The following is a 14,397-nucleotide window of genomic DNA, read 5'->3' as shown; positions in this document are numbered from 1 at the left end:
CCCCCGGACCCCCGACCCCACCCGATCTCCGTCGAGGCTCTCCGCACACGCCAGGAGGCACCCACCATGACCCAACAGCGCCCACGCATCGTGGACCTGAGCGAGACGCCGCCCAACCGCCGGCGCGGTGGCGACCTGAGGGCCGTACTCACCCCGACGTCGGTGGGTTCGACCAGCGGCTTCATGGGCCTGGCCATCATGGCCCCCGGAGAGTCGATCGCCGAGCACTACCACCCGTACTCCGAGGAGTTCGTGTACGTCGTCAGCGGCCGGCTGGAGGTCGACCTCGACGGGGAACCCCACCCGCTGCGCACCGACCAGGGACTCCTGGTCCCGCTGAACACCCGGCACCGCTTCCGCAACGTCGGGGACACCGAAGCCCGCATGGTCTTCCACCTCGGCCCCCTCGCCCCGCGCCCCGAACTGGGGCACGTGGACACCGAGCAGGCCCCCAACCCGGAGGGAACCGCATGGGAGCAGCCGCCGGACCGCACAGGAGCGGTCTCGTGACCCGCCGGCGGGTGGCCGTCACCGGAGTGGGCGTCGTCGCGCCCGGCGGCATCGGCGTCCGCGACTTCTGGGACCTGCTGGCCAACGGCCGTACGGCGACACGGGGCATCAGCCTCTTCGACCCGACGGGATTCCGCTCCCGGATAGCCGCCGAGGTCGACTTCGACCCCGCCGCGCACGGCCTCGACGACGAAGAGGCGGCCCGTGCGGACCGGTACATCCAGTTCGCCCTGGTCGCCGCCCGCGAGGCGGTGCGCGGCGCCGGACTCGACCTCACCTCGGACGAGGCCTGGAGGACCGGTGTCTCCCTCGGCACCGCCGTCGGCGGCACCACCCGGCTGGAGCACGACTACGTCGCGGTGAGCCAGTCCGGTTCCTGGTGGGATGTGGACCACAAGCTGGCCGGCCGGCACCTGCACCGGGCGTTCACACCGGCCACCCTCGCCTCCGCCGTCGCGGAGGAGACGGGCGCACGCGGCCCCGTCCAGACCGTCTCCACCGGCTGCACCTCGGGACTCGACGCCATCGGGTACGCCGTGCACGCCATCGCGGAGGGCCGGATGGACGTGTGCATCGCCGGAGCCTCGGACTCGCCCATATCGCCGATCACGGTGGCCTGCTTCGACGCCATCAAGGCGACCTCGCCGAACAACGACGACCCGGCGCACGCCTCCCGGCCGTTCGACGCCGACCGGGACGGCTTCGTCCTCGGCGAAGGCGGCGCCGTCCTCGTGCTCGAAGAGCTGGAACACGCCCGCGCCCGCGGGGCGACCGTCTACTGCGAGATCGGCGGCTACGCCACCTTCGGCAACGCCCACCACATGACCGGGCTGACCACCGAGGGCCTGGAGATGGCCCGGGCCATCGAAACCGCGCTCGCCCAGGCGGGGATCGCCGCCGACGAGATCGACTACGTCAACGCGCACGGCTCGGGCACCAAGCAGAACGACCGCCACGAGACCGCGGCGGTCAAGAAGGTCCTGGGCGACCACGCCTACCGGACGCCGATGACCTCCATCAAGTCCATGGTGGGTCACTCCCTCGGCGCCATCGGGGCCATCGAACTCGCAGCCTGCGTCCTCGCCATGGTCCACCAGGTGGTGCCGCCCACCGCCAACTACGAGACGCCCGACCCCGAGTGCGACCTGGACTACGTGCCCAAGGTCGCCCGGGACCGGAAACTGCGCAGCGTGCTCTCCGTGGGCAGCGGCTTCGGCGGCTTCCAGTCCGCCGTGGTCATGACCCGGCCGAAGGAGGAGGTCTCGTGACCAGCCGTACGGTCATCACGGGCATCGGGGTCGTCGCCCCCAACGGCGTGGGCGCCGACGCCTTCTGGAAGGCGACCCAGTCCGGTCAGAGCGTGCTCGACCGCGTCACCAGGGCGGGCTGCGAGCACCTGCCGCTGCGCGTCGCGGGCGAGGTACGGGGCTTCGACCCGGGATCCCTGGTCGAGGACAAGTTCCTCGTCCAGACCGACCGGTTCACCCACCACGCCCTCGCCGCGGCCGACCTCGCCCTGGAGGACGCCCGGCTCGGCAGGGCCGACTACGAGGGCGACCCCTTCGCCTTCGGTGTCGTCACCGCCGCCGGTTCCGGCGGTGGTGAGTTCGGCCAGCGCGAACTGCAGCACCTGTGGGAACAGGGGCCGCGCTTCGTCGGCCCGTACCAGTCGATCGCCTGGTTCTACGCCGCGAGCACCGGCCAGATCTCCATCCGCCGCGGTCTGAAGGGACCCTGCGGGGTCGTCTGCAGTGACGAGGCGGGCGGGCTCGACGCCTTCGCGCACGCCGACCGGGCGATCCGCCGGGGCAGCCGGGCCATGCTGGTCGGAGCGACGGAGGCGCCCCTCGCGCCGTACTCCATCGTCTGCCAGCTGGAGTACGAGGGACTGAGCACGCGGGACGACCCGGAACGCGCCTACCGCCCCTTCACGGACCAGGCCTGCGGCTACGTCCCCGCCGAGGGCGGCGCGATGTTCGTCGTCGAGGACGAGGCCGAGGCCCGCCGTCGCGGCGCCACCGTGCGCGCCGCGCTGGCCGGCCACGCCGCGACCTTCAGCGGCACCCGGCGGCCGGACGAGGCCGGCGAGGGGCTGGCCCACGCGGTCCGCGGCGCACTCCGGGAAGCCGGATGCGCCCCCGAGGACATCGACGTGGTCTTCGCCGACGCCCTCGGGACCCCGGAAGCGGACGCGGCCGAAGCGGCCGCGATCCTGCGCTCCCTGGGCGACCACGGACGAAAGGTGCCGGTCACGGCGCCCAAGTCCGGTACCGGCCGGGCGTACTGCGCGGCTCCCGCCCTCGACACCGCCGCCGCCGTCCTGGCGCTGGAGCACGGCATCGTCCCGCCGACCCCGAACGTCTACGACGTGTGCCACGACCTCGACGTGGTGACGGGCAGCGCCCGGCAGGCGGAACTGCGCACCGCGCTGGTGCTCAGCCGCGGCCGGATGGGATCGAACTCCGCGCTCGTCGTCCGCAAGGGCGCCCCGGCGGCCTCGTAGTCCGCCGGGCCCGCGCGGCCCCTCACAAGAAGGGAGCACCACATGTCCGACCGACTGACCGTGGAGGAACTGGCGGCCCTGATGAAGACCGCCGGCATCACCGTCGATCCCGCCGAAATGGCGAGCCGTCCGGACTCCTCGTTCGACGAGTACGGCCTCGACTCACTGGGTCTGCTGGGCATCGTCGGTGAGCTGGAGAACCGGCGCGGACGGGCCCTGCCCACCGACGCCGACCGCTGCAAGACCCCCGGGGAATTCCTCGACCTCGTCAACCACAGCCTGATGACCGGAGCCTGACATGCCAGGACACACCGAGAACGAGATCACCGTCAACGCGCCCGTGGAGCTCGTCTGGGAGATGACCAACGACCTCCCGAGCTGGCCGCAGCTGTTCAGCGAGTACGCCTCGCTCGAAATCCTCGAGCAGAAGGGCGACACGACCACGTTCCGCCTGACCATGCACCCCGACGAGAACGGCAAGGTGTGGAGCTGGATCTCGGAGCGGACCGTCGACCGCCAGGGCCTCACGGTCCGCGCCCGACGGGTGGAGACGGGCCCCTTCGCCCACATGGACATCCACTGGCAGTACTTCAAGGTGCCCGGCGGCACCCGGATGAAGTGGACCCAGGACTTCGCGATGAAGCCGGACGCACCCGTCGACGACGCCTGGATGACCGACAACATCAACCGCAACTCCCCGATCCAGATGGCGCTCATCCGGGACAAGATCGAGCAGCGCGAACGCGAGAGCCGCGCCCCCGCCGCCAGCCGTATCTGAGGACGAAAGGCAAGCAGCCGGATGAACGACACGCACCGCGCCCTCATCGTCGCCCGCATGGCGCCGGGTTCGGGCCCCGACATCGCCGAGCTCTTCGCGGACTCGGACGCGGGTGAACTGCCGCGCCTGGTAGGGGTCACACGCCGGAGCCTCTTCCAGTTCGGCGACGTCTACATGCACTTCATCGAGGCCGACCGGCCGCCCGGCCCGGCCATCGCCAAGGTCACGGAACACCCCGAGTTCCGTCGGCTGAGCGACCGGCTCCAGGCGTACATCAGCCCGCACGACCCGGAGACCTGGCGCAGTCCGAAGGACGCGATGGCCCACGAGTTCTACCGCTGGGAGAACCCCGGCGCGAAGTGACCCGGCGGCCCGGACGGGACCCGCACACCGGCGTGTGCGGGTCCCGCCGCGCGTCGGCCGCCCGCCCGCCGCCCGCCACCGGCGGCCGGAGGAAGAGCAGCAGACAGCAGCAGAGGATCAGGAGACGGCATGAACCCGACAGACCCCGACCACTTCCCGGCGGATCCGGGCCGCCCGCACGACGGCGGGCACCCGCGCAGCTCACTGCGCGCGCTCGTCCTGTCCGGCTCCTCGCGCACCGGCTCCGTCAACGTCCGGCTCGCGGCCCTCGTCGCCGCGATGGTGCGCGACGCCGGGGCCGTGGCGGAACCCGTCACCCTCCGCGACTTCCCCATGCCGCCCTACGACGGCGACGCCGAGGCCGGCGACGGACTGCCGGAGGGCGCCCTGGCCCTGTGCCGACGGATCGAGGCCGCGCAGGCGCTGATCATCGCCTCGCCCGAGTACAACGCCTCCGTCCCCGGCGTCCTGAAGAACGCCGTGGACTGGGTCTCCCGCTACCGTCCGCAGCCCTTCAAGGACAAGCAGACCCTGCTGGTCTCGGCGTCGCCCTCGATGGTCGGGGGCAACCGGGGCCTGTGGGCCCTGCGCGTGCCCCTCGAACACCTCGGCGCCCGCGTCTACCCCGACATGTTCAGCCTGGCGGGGGCCCACCAGGCCTTCACCGAGGACGGCACCCTGACCGACCCGGGCCTCGGCGAGCGGCTCACCGCCACGATCGGCTCCTTCCTCGACCTCGTCGAGGCCGACACCCGCTACCTGTGCCTGCAGCGCCGCTGGTACGAGTTCCTGGGCGACCGCACCGACGCCCCGGTGACCTCCCGCGCCCAGGACTGATCATCATCGGCCACGAGGGGTGAGCTATGTTTGGCGCGAGTGACGTGAGAAGGAGGCCCTCCGGTGTCATCGGGGCAGCAGGCACGCGCGCAAGCGGCTGCGATCACGCCGAGCGGTCAGTCGTCAGCGGAGGTCCGTCCTCCGGCCGACCGGCTCCTCGCGCTCTTCGACGGCCGCCGCCTGTCCCCGGGCCAGCGGCGCATCGCGCAGTACCTGATCGACCACCTCACCGAGGCCGCGTTCCTCTCGATCACCGAGCTCGCCGAGCGGGTGGGCGTCAGCCAGCCCTCGGTGACCCGCTTCGCGGCCTCCCTCGGCTTCAGCGGCTACCCGGCGCTGCGCGACGTGCTCCAGCCGATCGCGCTGAGCGCGGTGGCCGGCGCCCCGGACACCCGTGAGCAGATCCGTCGCAACGAGCTGCAGGCCGCCGTCGACGCGGAGATCGAGAACCTCGAGAACGTGCGCAGGCTGCTCGCCGACACCAACCAGGTACTGGACATCGGCCGTGAGCTGGCCGCTTCGGTGCCGCTGACGATCCTCGGGCTGCGCATCTCGGTCTCCCTGGCGGAGTACTTCGCGTACGCCGCCCGGCGGATCCACCCCGACGTGCGCCTCGTGACGCGCGGCGGAAGCGTCGCCTTCGACGCATTGCTCCAGTCGCGGGCGGCCGGCGGGACGTGGGTGCTGGCGTTCGCCATGCCGCGGCACGCCAAGGAGACACTGTCCGCCGTCCGGGCGGCCCGCAGTACGGGGCTGCGGGTGGTCCTGATCACCGATCCCACCCTCGGGCCGCTGGTGGACGAGGCGGACGTGGCGCTGACGGCGGCGACCGGTTCCCGTCTGGTGTTCGACTCCTACGCGGCCCCCGGGATGCTCTCGGCGGCCCTGCTGCAGGCGATGGCGGACGCGGACCCCGAGCGGACCCAGGCCCGTCTGGAGGACTACGAGCACGTGGCCGACCAGCACGGCTTTTTCCTCTAGCGGTTCCTCACCGCTCCGCTCCGGCTTCACCAGGCGATATTCAGCCTTCGAGGTGCATGAAATTTTTCATACGCTTGCTTACTCGACGGTATATATGTTTACTGACGACGGCGCTCCTGATCCACCAGATGCCAAGGAGGACGACCCCACGTCCTCTCGAACGCGCCGCGGTACGACGAACCTCCTCCTCACGTCGCGACCGCGGGACGAGTCCAGGCTTACGGATCCCGCAGAGCGCCCATGGCGGCCTCGGTCAACCCCTGGGCCGAGGCCGCCCCTTCAGAACGTCTCGATCAGAGCTTCGACACCACTCGGAAGTGACGAGAATGCCCCAGACGGCCACGTTTACGCTCAGCCCGGACTGGCCCCTGCAGGTCAAGGCGCCCGGTACGCACGACTGGGAGCGCACGGCCACGCGCTGGCTGCGTGACCTCCTCCCGGCCCGCTACGGCGGCTACCTGACGCTGACCCGTCACCACGCACTCCTCGCCCGGCACGTCCAGCTCCAGCTGCAGCACGAGATGCGCGCGGTGCGGGCGGCCCTGCAGACCAGCCGGGCCGAGCTGCCCACGATGGGCATAGCCGAGTCGGTCATCGAGAACTCGATCAGGATGTACGCCCTGGAGCTGGAGCAGCTGAGCCGCCTCGCCCGGGGTGCGCGGCTCGTCTCGGACGCGCTCCTGGTGGGCACCCCCGCCCAGCGCCGGCGCTGACCGGCCTCAGGCCGGCTGCCACGAGCGCAGCCGGGCGGCGACGTCGAAGACGCTGACGCGCAGCGTGCGGATGTCGGTGATGAGGTCGCGCCACTGCTCGTAGGAGGCCTCCACCGCCTTTCCGGAGGCCTCCATGTAGGCGACGGCGACCCCGTAGGCGAAGTACTCGTTCGAGGTGGGCAGCGGCCGGAGCAACACGATCGCGTCCAGCAGGGCGGCCGCCCGCCAGTATGCGTCGGGGTCGTCCACCTCCAGGCTGGGCGTGTTGACCCGGTGCCGGGCCACGGCGGCCACCAGGGCGGAGTGGTCGGCCACCTCCACGTCCTTGAACAGCGCCTCCTGCCGCTCCAGCAGCCAGCGGTGATCGATGTGCAGTTCCACGCGTCCGAGTATCCCCGCCCCGGGCCCGGCCGCGGGGCTTTTCGGACCGGCCCGACGACCGGTTCGCGGCGACGGTTTGGTCCCGGCCGCGGTGTCCGGTTCGGATCCGACCGCGCAGAGGTGTTCCGCAGCGGGACTTTGCCTCCTACGGTGCGTGCAGCACAGTTCCGGGACCAGGAGGCAGCGTGAAGCGCGAGATCGACATCGACATCGACGAGCTGGTGGCGGCCATGCGGGCGGTCGACGAGGCGGGGCGGCTCTTCGAGGAGGCGCTCGCGGTGTACGAGTCGCGCGGCCTCAAGCGCACCAGCCTCGACTTCAAGGTGGCCGGCGGTTCCGTGCAGACGCTCCAGGGCGCCGAGGAAATGGCCCTGGGCACCCGGAAGTTCCTCGCCGAGCTCGCGCTGATCCTCGGCTACGCGACGGCGGGTGTCGAGGACCGGGTGGCCGCCCGGCCGGCGGTCGTCCGGGCCGGATTCACCGGCATCGGCGGCGGCGGGGCCCGGATGGCGCGCCCGCTGCTGGACCCCACGCTGCGGGGGCTGCGCCTGCTGCTCGGCATCGACTTCTTCGAGCCCGCCTTCAAGGAGGAGATCGAGGCGGTCGTGCACGCCGAGAAGGCCACCTACCCCGACCCCGCCACGTTCCGCATCCGCGCCTCGGCGGACGCCGCCGCCTCCGTCGGCCGAACGCGCTGACTCCCGGGATGCCGGAGCGGGCCACTCCGGGGAGGCTGGGGGGTATGCGTCACGCCCCCGTCGTCGTGCACCGGATCTTCCCGTCGGGAGGCCGGCAGGTGACCCTGCGGACCGCCGACCGGGAAGAGTCCCTCGGCCTGGCCCGTTCCGACGAGGACCTCATCGAGTTCCTGCGGCGTGCGGGCATGCCGGACCCCGACGACGTCGTCCTCGGCGGCACCGGACTGGTGGAGTGGGAGTCGGACACCCCCCACGTCTACGAGGCCGACCCGCCGACGGAGGACCTTCCCTGAGCCTGTACCCCCGGGGTGCCCGCTGCCGGCGCCTCCCCGCGGTGGGGCCACCGCTGCGAGCCGGAATCGGATATTCCGCCCCTGGCGCCGACGGGCCGGCGCACTGACGTACATTGTCCAACGGCCCGTTGGGCCGGGACGGACGAACAGGGCGAGGCGGACTTCTTGTCCGCGCCCGGCGGAGGCGAGTTGAAGTCCCCGCCGACGACCGTGCGCGCGTCCGGTGACGAACGAGGGTGGGGGCATGAACGACGACGACCGGGTGCTGTACGGGTGCATGGGCCTGGGCGGCAGCTGGGAGCCGGGACCGTACGGACCCGGCGACATCGATGCCGCCGAGGCGGCTGTCGAGGCCGCCCTCGACAGCGGGATCACCGCCTTCGACCACGCCGACATCTACCGGCACGGCAAGTCCGAGGCCGTGTTCGGCGAGGTGCTCGCCCGGACGCCCGGACTGCGCGACCGCATCACGCTGCAGACCAAGTGCGGGATCCGGCTCGGCGACGCGGACCGCCCGGGCATGTACGACCTGCGCGGCGAGACCATCACCCGCCGCGTCGAGGAGAGCCTCACCCGGCTGAGGACGGACGTGATCGACGTCCTCCTGCTGCACCGCCCCGACCCCCTGGCGGACGTGGACTCCATCGCGTCGGCGCTGACCTCCCTGCACCGGCAGGGCCTGGTACGGCGCTTCGGCGTGTCCAACATGGGCGCCGCACAGATCGCCCACCTCCAGGCCCGGCTGGAGCTGCCGCTGGTGGCCAACCAGGTGGAGATGAGCCTGCACCAGCGCGACTGGGTGGAGGCCGGGGTGCTGCTCAACACCCCCGCCTCCACGGCCAACGGCTTCCCCTTCGGCACCCTGGAGCACTGCCGCGACCACGGCGTCCGCCTCCAGGCGTGGGGTGCGCTGGCCCAGGGCCGGTTCACCGGCCGCCAGCAGACACCGGCCGAGCGGGCCACCGCCGAGCTGCTGGCCGAGCTGGCCCGGCGCAAGGGCACGACGCCGGAGGCGGTCCTGCTCTGGTGGCTGATCCGGCACCCGTCGCGGATCGCTCCGGTCATCGGCACCGCCCGCCCCGACCGGATCCGTGCCTGCCGCGACGCCGCCGTGCGCGAACCCGACCTCACGCACGAAGAGTGGTACGAGCTCTGGGTCACGGCCCGCGGCGTCCCCCTCCCCTGACCGGCGGACCGGCACACCACCGGTCCCGTCAGCACGCCGACGCCGCGCAACCCGTACGGCTCCGTCGGCCTCCGCGGGGTGACGGCGACGGCACGCATGCGCCGCAGCGGAGCCGTTCCGGCGGCGTTCCCGCGCGGCCGAGGTACCCGATTCCCCTCCGTACTTGTGGGTACTGCGGCCGAATGGCGCCGGATTTGATAGTTCTGGACAGGTCCGTGTGAGAAACCTGCGGGAAGGACAGGGCATGTTCGATCTACTACGCCCGGAGACCGTCATGTGCCCCTTCTGCAAGGCCACCGCCGCCGACGGCGCGGTGCGCACGCTGCGGACGGGGGCGGGCTCCCTCTCGGTGACCTGGCACGCCCTGAACTGCCCGCACTACGCGGCCGACCGGATCCTCGCCGAGAAGGAGGGCTGAGACAGCCCCGCCGGGCCCGCGTCACACCACCGTGCCGGCCCCCGCACCGCTCGGCTCCGCCTCCCGGGCGGCCCGGCGGCGCAGTGCGTCCTCGTCGGTGTCCGCGTCGTACGAGATCAGCTTCGGCAGCAGCGCGGCCAGCACCGCCACCGAGGCCACGCAGGCCAGCCCCCCGCTCCAGAAGGCGGGCCGGGTCCCCGTCCAGCCGGCCATGGTGCCCGCCCGGACCTGGCCGAGCTGGGGGCCCACGCTGTACGAGAGCACCTCGATGCCCGCGAGCCGGCCGCGCAGTTCCTCGGGGATCGTCTGGTTCCAGATCGTGGCGCGGCCCAGCCCGCTCAGCATGTCTGCGGCGCCCGCCACCGCGAGGCAGGCCAGCACCAGCCAGATGCCGGGCGCCACACCGGCCGCGGCGATCGCCAGACCCCAGACCGCCGCCCCGGACACCACCAGCAGCCCGTGCCGCCGCACCCGGGAGACCCAGCCGCTGGTCAGCCCCAGCAGCATCGAGCCCATCGCCCCGGCCGCGTACATCAGACCCAGCGCCCACACCGCGTCCAGCTCGTCCGCGAGGAACGGGAAGATCGTGTTCGGGAAGGCGAAGAGCATCGCCGCGAGGTCCACGGCGTACGTCCCCAGCAGCACCGGCCGGCTCCAGGCGTAGCGCGCGCCCTCCGCGATCCCGCGCAGCGACGGACGCTCGGCGCCCTCGACGGGCGGAGCCGGACTGAGCCGCGAGCACAGCAGGACGGAGCCGAGGAAGCCCGCCACCGTGACGGCGTAGGCCGAGGCGTGTCCGGCGTAGGCGACGACCAGGCCGGCCAGCGCCGGACCGACGATCGCCCCGAACTGGTAGCGCAGCCCGTTGAGCGCGGCGGCGGCCGTCAGCTGGTCGTGCGGCACGATCCGTGCCATCAGCGAGTCCAGGGCCGGCCGCTGCAGTCCGGCGAGGGCCGACACGCCCGCCGCGACCACGTACAGCGGCCACAGCAGGGGGTCGGGCAGCAGCGCGTTCACCAGGAGCACCAGGGCCAGCACCCCGAGCGCCGCCTCGGTCAGCAGGATCATCCGCCGCCGGTCGACCGCGTCCGCGAGCGCGCCCCCGTACAGCCCGAAGACCACCAGCGGGACCAGCTCCACCGCACCCATCGCGCCGACGGCCAGCGGTGAGCCGGTCAGGTGCTTGATCTGCAGCGGCAGCGCGATCATCGCCATGAAGGAGCCGAAGTACGTCACCGTCCCCTGGTAGAACAGGAGCCGGAAGTCACGGCTGGAACGCCACGGGGCGAGGTCGGGCAGTACGGCGGTCAGGCGGGAGGTGCTCACGGCAGGCCATCGTGCGCCGTCGGCCCCGATCGGGGCAAAGGGTTTTCTTCCGGGCCCGTCGTGGCACCCATGGACCATGCCGCCGGTGTCACCGTTCCTGCGTACGGCCGCGTCGTACGCCTGGCGCCTGCTGGTCGTCGGCGCCGCCGTCTACGTGGTCTTCGCCCTGCTGGGCCGGTTCCACGAGATCGCCGTCGCGGTCTTCCTCGGTCTCGTCGTCACCGCGCTGCTGTGGGCGCCCACCCGCCGCCTCGCCCGTGCCGTGCCCCGGACGATCGCCGTCGCCGTGAGCCTCCTTGGCAGTGCGCTGCTCCTGCTGGGCGTGCTGACCCTGGTCGGCGAGGCGGTGGCGGGGCAGAGCACGACCCTGGCCCGGGAGTTCCGCGAGGGCCTCGCCGGCATCGAGGCGTGGCTGGAGAAGCCGCCCTTCCGGCTGAACCCGCAGGCGCTCGCCGACGTCCAGTCGCGGATCGGCGAGTACCTCTCCAGCCACCGCTCCACGGTCCTCAGCCAGGCGGTCAGCGGAGCGGGCCGCCTCGTCCACGTCCTCACCGTCCTCGCCCTCGCCGTCTTCTGCTCCTTCTTCTTCCTGCACGGCGGCGACCGCCAGTGGGCGTGGTTCTGCGACCAGCTGCCCGAGACGGCACGGGAACGCGTGACGATCGCCGGCCGCGCGGGCTGGCGCACCTTCACCGGATACACCCACGGGATCGTGGTGGTCGCGGCGACGAACGCGGTCCTCGTCGGGCTGGCGCTGTACCTCCTCGGGGTCCCGCTGGCCGTGCCGCTGGCGCTGCTGGAGTTCTTCGCCGCCTTCATCCCCCTCATCGGGTCACCGGTCGCACTGGCGGTGGCCGCGGTGGTCGCCCTCGCCGCGAAGGGGCCGCTCGTCGCGGGGATCGTCGTCGCGCTCATCGTGATCATCGGCCAGATCGAGGGGCACCTGCTGCATCCGCTGGTGATGAGCCGGGCCGTCCGCCTCCACCCGCTGGTCGTGGCGATCTCGGTGGTCGCGGGCGCGATCGCCGCCGGTGTGGTCGGCGCCGTGGTCGCGGTCCCGCTGGTCTCCGTCGTCTGGTCGGTCCACTCGGCCCTGCGCGACGCCCGCCGGCCGCTTCCTGCACAATCGCCTGATGAGCGATGAAGACCCCTACCTGTGGCTGGAAGACGTATCCGGCGAAGCCGCCCTCGCCTGGGTCCGGGAGCGCAATGCCGAGACCGTCGACGCGCTGACCGGCGACCCCGGCTTCAAGGTGCTCGAGCAGGAGATGCGCGAGGTCCTGGACGACGACGGGCGGATCCCCTACGTCGTCCGCCGCGGCCGTCACCTCTACAACTTCTGGCAGGACGCCGACCACGTACGCGGCCTGTGGCGGCGCACCACCCTGGAGGAGTACCGCACGGACCGCCCGGCCTGGGAGGTGCTCCTTGACCTCGACGCGCTGGCCGAGGCCGAGGGGGAGAAGTGGGCCTGGGCCGGCAGCAGGGTCCTCGCCCCCGAGTACCGGCACGCCCTGGTCCTGCTCTCCCGGGACGGCGCGGACGCCTGCGTCGTGCGCGAGTTCGACCTGGAGACCCTGGAGTTCGTCGTGGACGGGTTCACGGTCGCCGAGGCCAAGACCCGGATCGGGTGGATCGACCACGACCGGGTGTGGATCGGGACCGACTTCGGTCCCGGTTCGATGTCCACGTCCGGCTACCCGCTCCAGGTGCGCCGCTGGCTGCGCGGCACACCCCTCGAAGCGGCCCAGCCGGTCTACGAGGGCCGCCCGTCCGACCTGTCCGCCTCCGGCTGGCACGACGACACCCCCGGCTTCGAACGGGACTTCGTCCACCGGCAGATCGACTTCTGGAACCAGGAGCTGTTCCTCCTGCCCGAGGACGGCAACGGCCCGCCCGTGAAGATCGACGTGCCGGACGACGCGAGCGCCTCCGTCCACCGGGAGTGGCTGACCGTCACCACCAAGACCCCGTGGCTCGGCCACCCGGCGGGCAGCCTCCTCGCCTTCGACTTCGCCGCGTTCCAGGAGGGGGCGCGGGAGGCCGAGGTGCTGTTCACCCCCGACGAGCGCACCGCCCTCGCCGGATACAGCTGGACCCGCAACCACCTCATCCTCAGCACCCGGGCCGACGTCTCCTCCGCCATGGAGCTGCTCACGCCCGGCCCGGACGGCTGGAGCCGGGCACCGCTGCCGGGCCTGCCGGCCCTGTCCACCGCCTCGGTCACCTGCACCGACCCGGACGTGGGCGACGAGTACTTCCACCTCGTCACCGGCTTCCTCCAGCCCTCCACCCTCTACCGGGGCACGGCGGGCGGCGAGGACGACAGCGAGCCCGTCAAGCAGGGCCCGGCGCTGTTCGACACCGCCGGCCTCACGGTGAGCCAGTTCTTCGCGACCTCCGCGGACGGCACCCGGGTGCCCTACTTCGTCGTGGGTCCCGAGGAGCGCTCCGGTCCCGGACCCACCCTGCTCTACGGGTACGGGGGCTTCGAGATCTCCATAGTCCCCTCCTACAGCGCGGTCACCGGCCGCGCCTGGCTCGCGCGCGGCGGCACCTACGTCGTCGCCGGCATCCGGGGCGGGCACGAGTACGGGCCCGCCTGGCACCGGGCGGCGCTCGGCGCGAACCGGGTCCGGGCGTACGAGGACTTCGCGGCCGTCGCCCGGGACCTCGTCGCCCGGGACATCACCACCCCGGCCCAGCTGGGCATCGAGGGCGGCAGCAACGGCGGCCTCCTCATGGGCGCGATGCTCACCCGCGAACCGGAACTGTTCGGCGCGGTCGTCGCGCACGTGCCGCTGCTGGACATGCTCCGCTTCCACAAGCTCCTCGCCGGCGCCAGCTGGATCGCCGAGTACGGCGACCCGGACGACCCCGCGGACCGGCCCCACCTGGAGGACATCTCCCCCTACCACCGGATCCGGGCCGACGGGCCCGCGTACCCGCCGCTGCTCCTGCTCACCTCGACCCGCGACGACCGCGTCCACCCCGGGCACGCCCGCAAGATGGCCGCCCGGCTGCGCGAGGCCGGTCACCCGGTGTTCTTCCACGAGCACATCGGCGGTGGCCACGCGGGCGCCACGGACCACCGGCAGACGGCCTTCAACGAGGCCCTCGTGCACACCTTCCTGTGGGAGCGCCTGACCCCGTCGACGTGAGCGGCCGGCCGGGCTCGCGCGCACCGCGTGCCCGGCTCCGCCCCGCCCTGGACCCGGCCCCGGGGCAGGAGGGCCGCCGCGGCGAGACCGCCGAGTCCCAGGACCGCCAGGGTGACCATGGCGGCTCCGTAGGCGCGGGTGGTGAGACCGGAGACGAGGATGGTGCCGGCGACCGCCGTGCCGACGCCCTCCAGGATGGAGTTGCCGAGGATGAGGACGCCCAGGCCCGGGGCGAGCGCGCACAGCAGG

Annotated in this window: 17 protein-coding genes; 15 read left to right on the top strand and 2 right to left on the bottom strand. The window is 72.5% G+C overall.

All coding sequences use genetic code 11. The features are described from left to right. Positions 1-66 precede the first annotated feature (66 nt). The 9 genes from IH80_RS0133490 (at position 67) to IH80_RS0133450 (ending at position 6,685) form a co-directional block, all read left to right on the top strand. The gene (locus tag IH80_RS0133490; protein ID WP_030965476.1) at positions 67-510 is read left to right on the top strand and encodes a cupin domain-containing protein; all 444 of its coding nucleotides are present in this window, start codon (positions 67-69) and stop codon (positions 508-510) included. Further along, positions 507-1,778 carry a beta-ketoacyl-[acyl-carrier-protein] synthase family protein gene (locus tag IH80_RS0133485; RefSeq protein ID WP_030965475.1) on the top strand — a complete coding sequence of 424 codons (1,272 nt, stop codon included), beginning with the start codon at positions 507-509 and terminating at the stop codon, positions 1,776-1,778. Before IH80_RS0133490 ends, IH80_RS0133485 begins: the two co-directional genes overlap by 4 nt. Further along, on the top strand, positions 1,775-3,013 hold the full coding sequence (locus tag IH80_RS0133480; RefSeq protein ID WP_030965473.1) for a beta-ketoacyl synthase N-terminal-like domain-containing protein: 1,239 nt from the start codon (positions 1,775-1,777) through the stop codon (positions 3,011-3,013). Before IH80_RS0133485 ends, IH80_RS0133480 begins: the two co-directional genes overlap by 4 nt. A gap of 42 nt (positions 3,014-3,055) precedes the next feature. Further along, complete coding sequence (locus IH80_RS0133475) at positions 3,056-3,310, top strand: acyl carrier protein (protein WP_030965472.1); 255 nt, start codon at positions 3,056-3,058, stop codon at positions 3,308-3,310. Position 3,311: 1 nt separating this feature from the next. After that, on the top strand, positions 3,312-3,791 hold the full coding sequence (locus IH80_RS0133470; protein WP_030965471.1) for an SRPBCC family protein: 480 nt from the start codon (positions 3,312-3,314) through the stop codon (positions 3,789-3,791). 21 nt (positions 3,792-3,812) lie between these two features. Then, positions 3,813-4,154: a TcmI family type II polyketide cyclase gene (locus IH80_RS0133465; protein ID WP_030965470.1), complete on the top strand. Its 342-nt coding sequence runs from the start codon at positions 3,813-3,815 to the stop codon at positions 4,152-4,154. Between the two features lie 129 nt (positions 4,155-4,283). Further along, the gene (locus tag IH80_RS0133460) at positions 4,284-4,991 is read left to right on the top strand and encodes an NADPH-dependent FMN reductase (protein ID WP_199819344.1); all 708 of its coding nucleotides are present in this window, start codon (positions 4,284-4,286) and stop codon (positions 4,989-4,991) included. A 63-nt stretch (positions 4,992-5,054) separates the two neighbouring features. Continuing rightward, complete coding sequence (locus IH80_RS0133455) at positions 5,055-5,972, top strand: MurR/RpiR family transcriptional regulator (RefSeq protein ID WP_030965467.1); 918 nt, start codon at positions 5,055-5,057, stop codon at positions 5,970-5,972. Between the two features lie 326 nt (positions 5,973-6,298). Continuing rightward, positions 6,299-6,685 (top strand): hypothetical protein, encoded by a 387-nt coding sequence (locus tag IH80_RS0133450; RefSeq protein WP_030965466.1) that lies wholly within the window; start codon positions 6,299-6,301, stop codon positions 6,683-6,685. A 6-nt stretch (positions 6,686-6,691) separates the two neighbouring features. Here the strand turns inward: IH80_RS0133450 and IH80_RS0133445 are convergent, their stop codons facing one another. Further along, entirely contained in the window at positions 6,692-7,066 is a 375-nt protein-coding gene (locus tag IH80_RS0133445; protein ID WP_030965465.1) for a hypothetical protein, read from the bottom strand. A 185-nt stretch (positions 7,067-7,251) separates the two neighbouring features. Between IH80_RS0133445 and IH80_RS0133440 the strand changes: the two genes are divergently transcribed. From IH80_RS0133440 to IH80_RS45070, 4 genes are all read left to right on the top strand, one after another. Continuing rightward, entirely contained in the window at positions 7,252-7,764 is a 513-nt protein-coding gene (locus IH80_RS0133440; RefSeq protein WP_030965463.1) for a hypothetical protein, read from the top strand. A 44-nt stretch (positions 7,765-7,808) separates the two neighbouring features. Beyond that, positions 7,809-8,057: a hypothetical protein gene (locus tag IH80_RS0133435; protein ID WP_030965462.1), complete on the top strand. Its 249-nt coding sequence runs from the start codon at positions 7,809-7,811 to the stop codon at positions 8,055-8,057. Positions 8,058-8,301: 244 nt separating this feature from the next. Continuing rightward, positions 8,302-9,243, top strand: a complete 942-nt coding sequence (locus tag IH80_RS0133430) for an aldo/keto reductase (RefSeq protein ID WP_030965461.1) — start codon at positions 8,302-8,304, stop codon at positions 9,241-9,243. Between the two features lie 244 nt (positions 9,244-9,487). Beyond that, on the top strand, positions 9,488-9,661 hold the full coding sequence (locus IH80_RS45070; RefSeq protein WP_158717287.1) for a hypothetical protein: 174 nt from the start codon (positions 9,488-9,490) through the stop codon (positions 9,659-9,661). A gap of 21 nt (positions 9,662-9,682) precedes the next feature. Here IH80_RS45070 and IH80_RS0133420 read toward each other — a convergent pair whose 3' ends face one another. Beyond that, positions 9,683-10,972: an MFS transporter gene (locus tag IH80_RS0133420; protein WP_420708901.1), complete on the bottom strand. Its 1,290-nt coding sequence runs from the start codon at positions 10,970-10,972 to the stop codon at positions 9,683-9,685. Between the two features lie 91 nt (positions 10,973-11,063). Here IH80_RS0133420 and IH80_RS0133415 point away from each other — a divergent pair, with 91 nt between their 5' ends. Further along, complete coding sequence (locus IH80_RS0133415) at positions 11,064-12,131, top strand: AI-2E family transporter (RefSeq protein WP_030965459.1); 1,068 nt, start codon at positions 11,064-11,066, stop codon at positions 12,129-12,131. Further along, positions 12,121-14,148 (top strand): prolyl oligopeptidase family serine peptidase, encoded by a 2,028-nt coding sequence (locus IH80_RS0133410; protein ID WP_030965457.1) that lies wholly within the window; start codon positions 12,121-12,123, stop codon positions 14,146-14,148. The genes IH80_RS0133415 and IH80_RS0133410 overlap by 11 nt, the downstream gene beginning before the upstream one ends. The last annotated feature ends 249 nt before the right edge of the window (positions 14,149-14,397 follow it).

This window comes from Streptomyces sp. NRRL S-378 (assembly GCF_000720645.1).
GTDB lineage: Bacteria > Actinomycetota > Actinomycetes > Streptomycetales > Streptomycetaceae > Streptomyces.
Note: the sequence above shows the minus strand (reverse complement) of the source record. Positions and strands in the feature narration are given on the sequence as shown.

What these genes read in the sequence shown, in the direction of transcription:
- IH80_RS0133435 (WP_030965462.1), top strand. Translation starts at nt 7,809, where the DNA reads ATGCGTCACGCCCCCGTCGTCGTGCACCGGATCTTCCCGTCGGGAGGC.
- IH80_RS0133410 (WP_030965457.1), top strand. Translation starts at nt 12,121, where the DNA reads ATGAGCGATGAAGACCCCTACCTGTGGCTGGAAGACGTATCCGGCGAA.
- IH80_RS0133415 (WP_030965459.1), top strand. Translation starts at nt 11,064, where the DNA reads ATGCCGCCGGTGTCACCGTTCCTGCGTACGGCCGCGTCGTACGCCTGG.
- IH80_RS0133465 (WP_030965470.1), top strand. Translation starts at nt 3,813, where the DNA reads ATGAACGACACGCACCGCGCCCTCATCGTCGCCCGCATGGCGCCGGGT.
- IH80_RS0133430 (WP_030965461.1), top strand. Translation starts at nt 8,302, where the DNA reads ATGAACGACGACGACCGGGTGCTGTACGGGTGCATGGGCCTGGGCGGC.
- IH80_RS0133490 (WP_030965476.1), top strand. Translation starts at nt 67, where the DNA reads ATGACCCAACAGCGCCCACGCATCGTGGACCTGAGCGAGACGCCGCCC.
- IH80_RS0133470 (WP_030965471.1), top strand. Translation starts at nt 3,312, where the DNA reads ATGCCAGGACACACCGAGAACGAGATCACCGTCAACGCGCCCGTGGAG.
- IH80_RS45070 (WP_158717287.1), top strand. Translation starts at nt 9,488, where the DNA reads ATGTTCGATCTACTACGCCCGGAGACCGTCATGTGCCCCTTCTGCAAG.
- IH80_RS0133450 (WP_030965466.1), top strand. Translation starts at nt 6,299, where the DNA reads ATGCCCCAGACGGCCACGTTTACGCTCAGCCCGGACTGGCCCCTGCAG.
- IH80_RS0133460 (WP_199819344.1), top strand. Translation starts at nt 4,284, where the DNA reads ATGAACCCGACAGACCCCGACCACTTCCCGGCGGATCCGGGCCGCCCG.
- IH80_RS0133475 (WP_030965472.1), top strand. Translation starts at nt 3,056, where the DNA reads ATGTCCGACCGACTGACCGTGGAGGAACTGGCGGCCCTGATGAAGACC.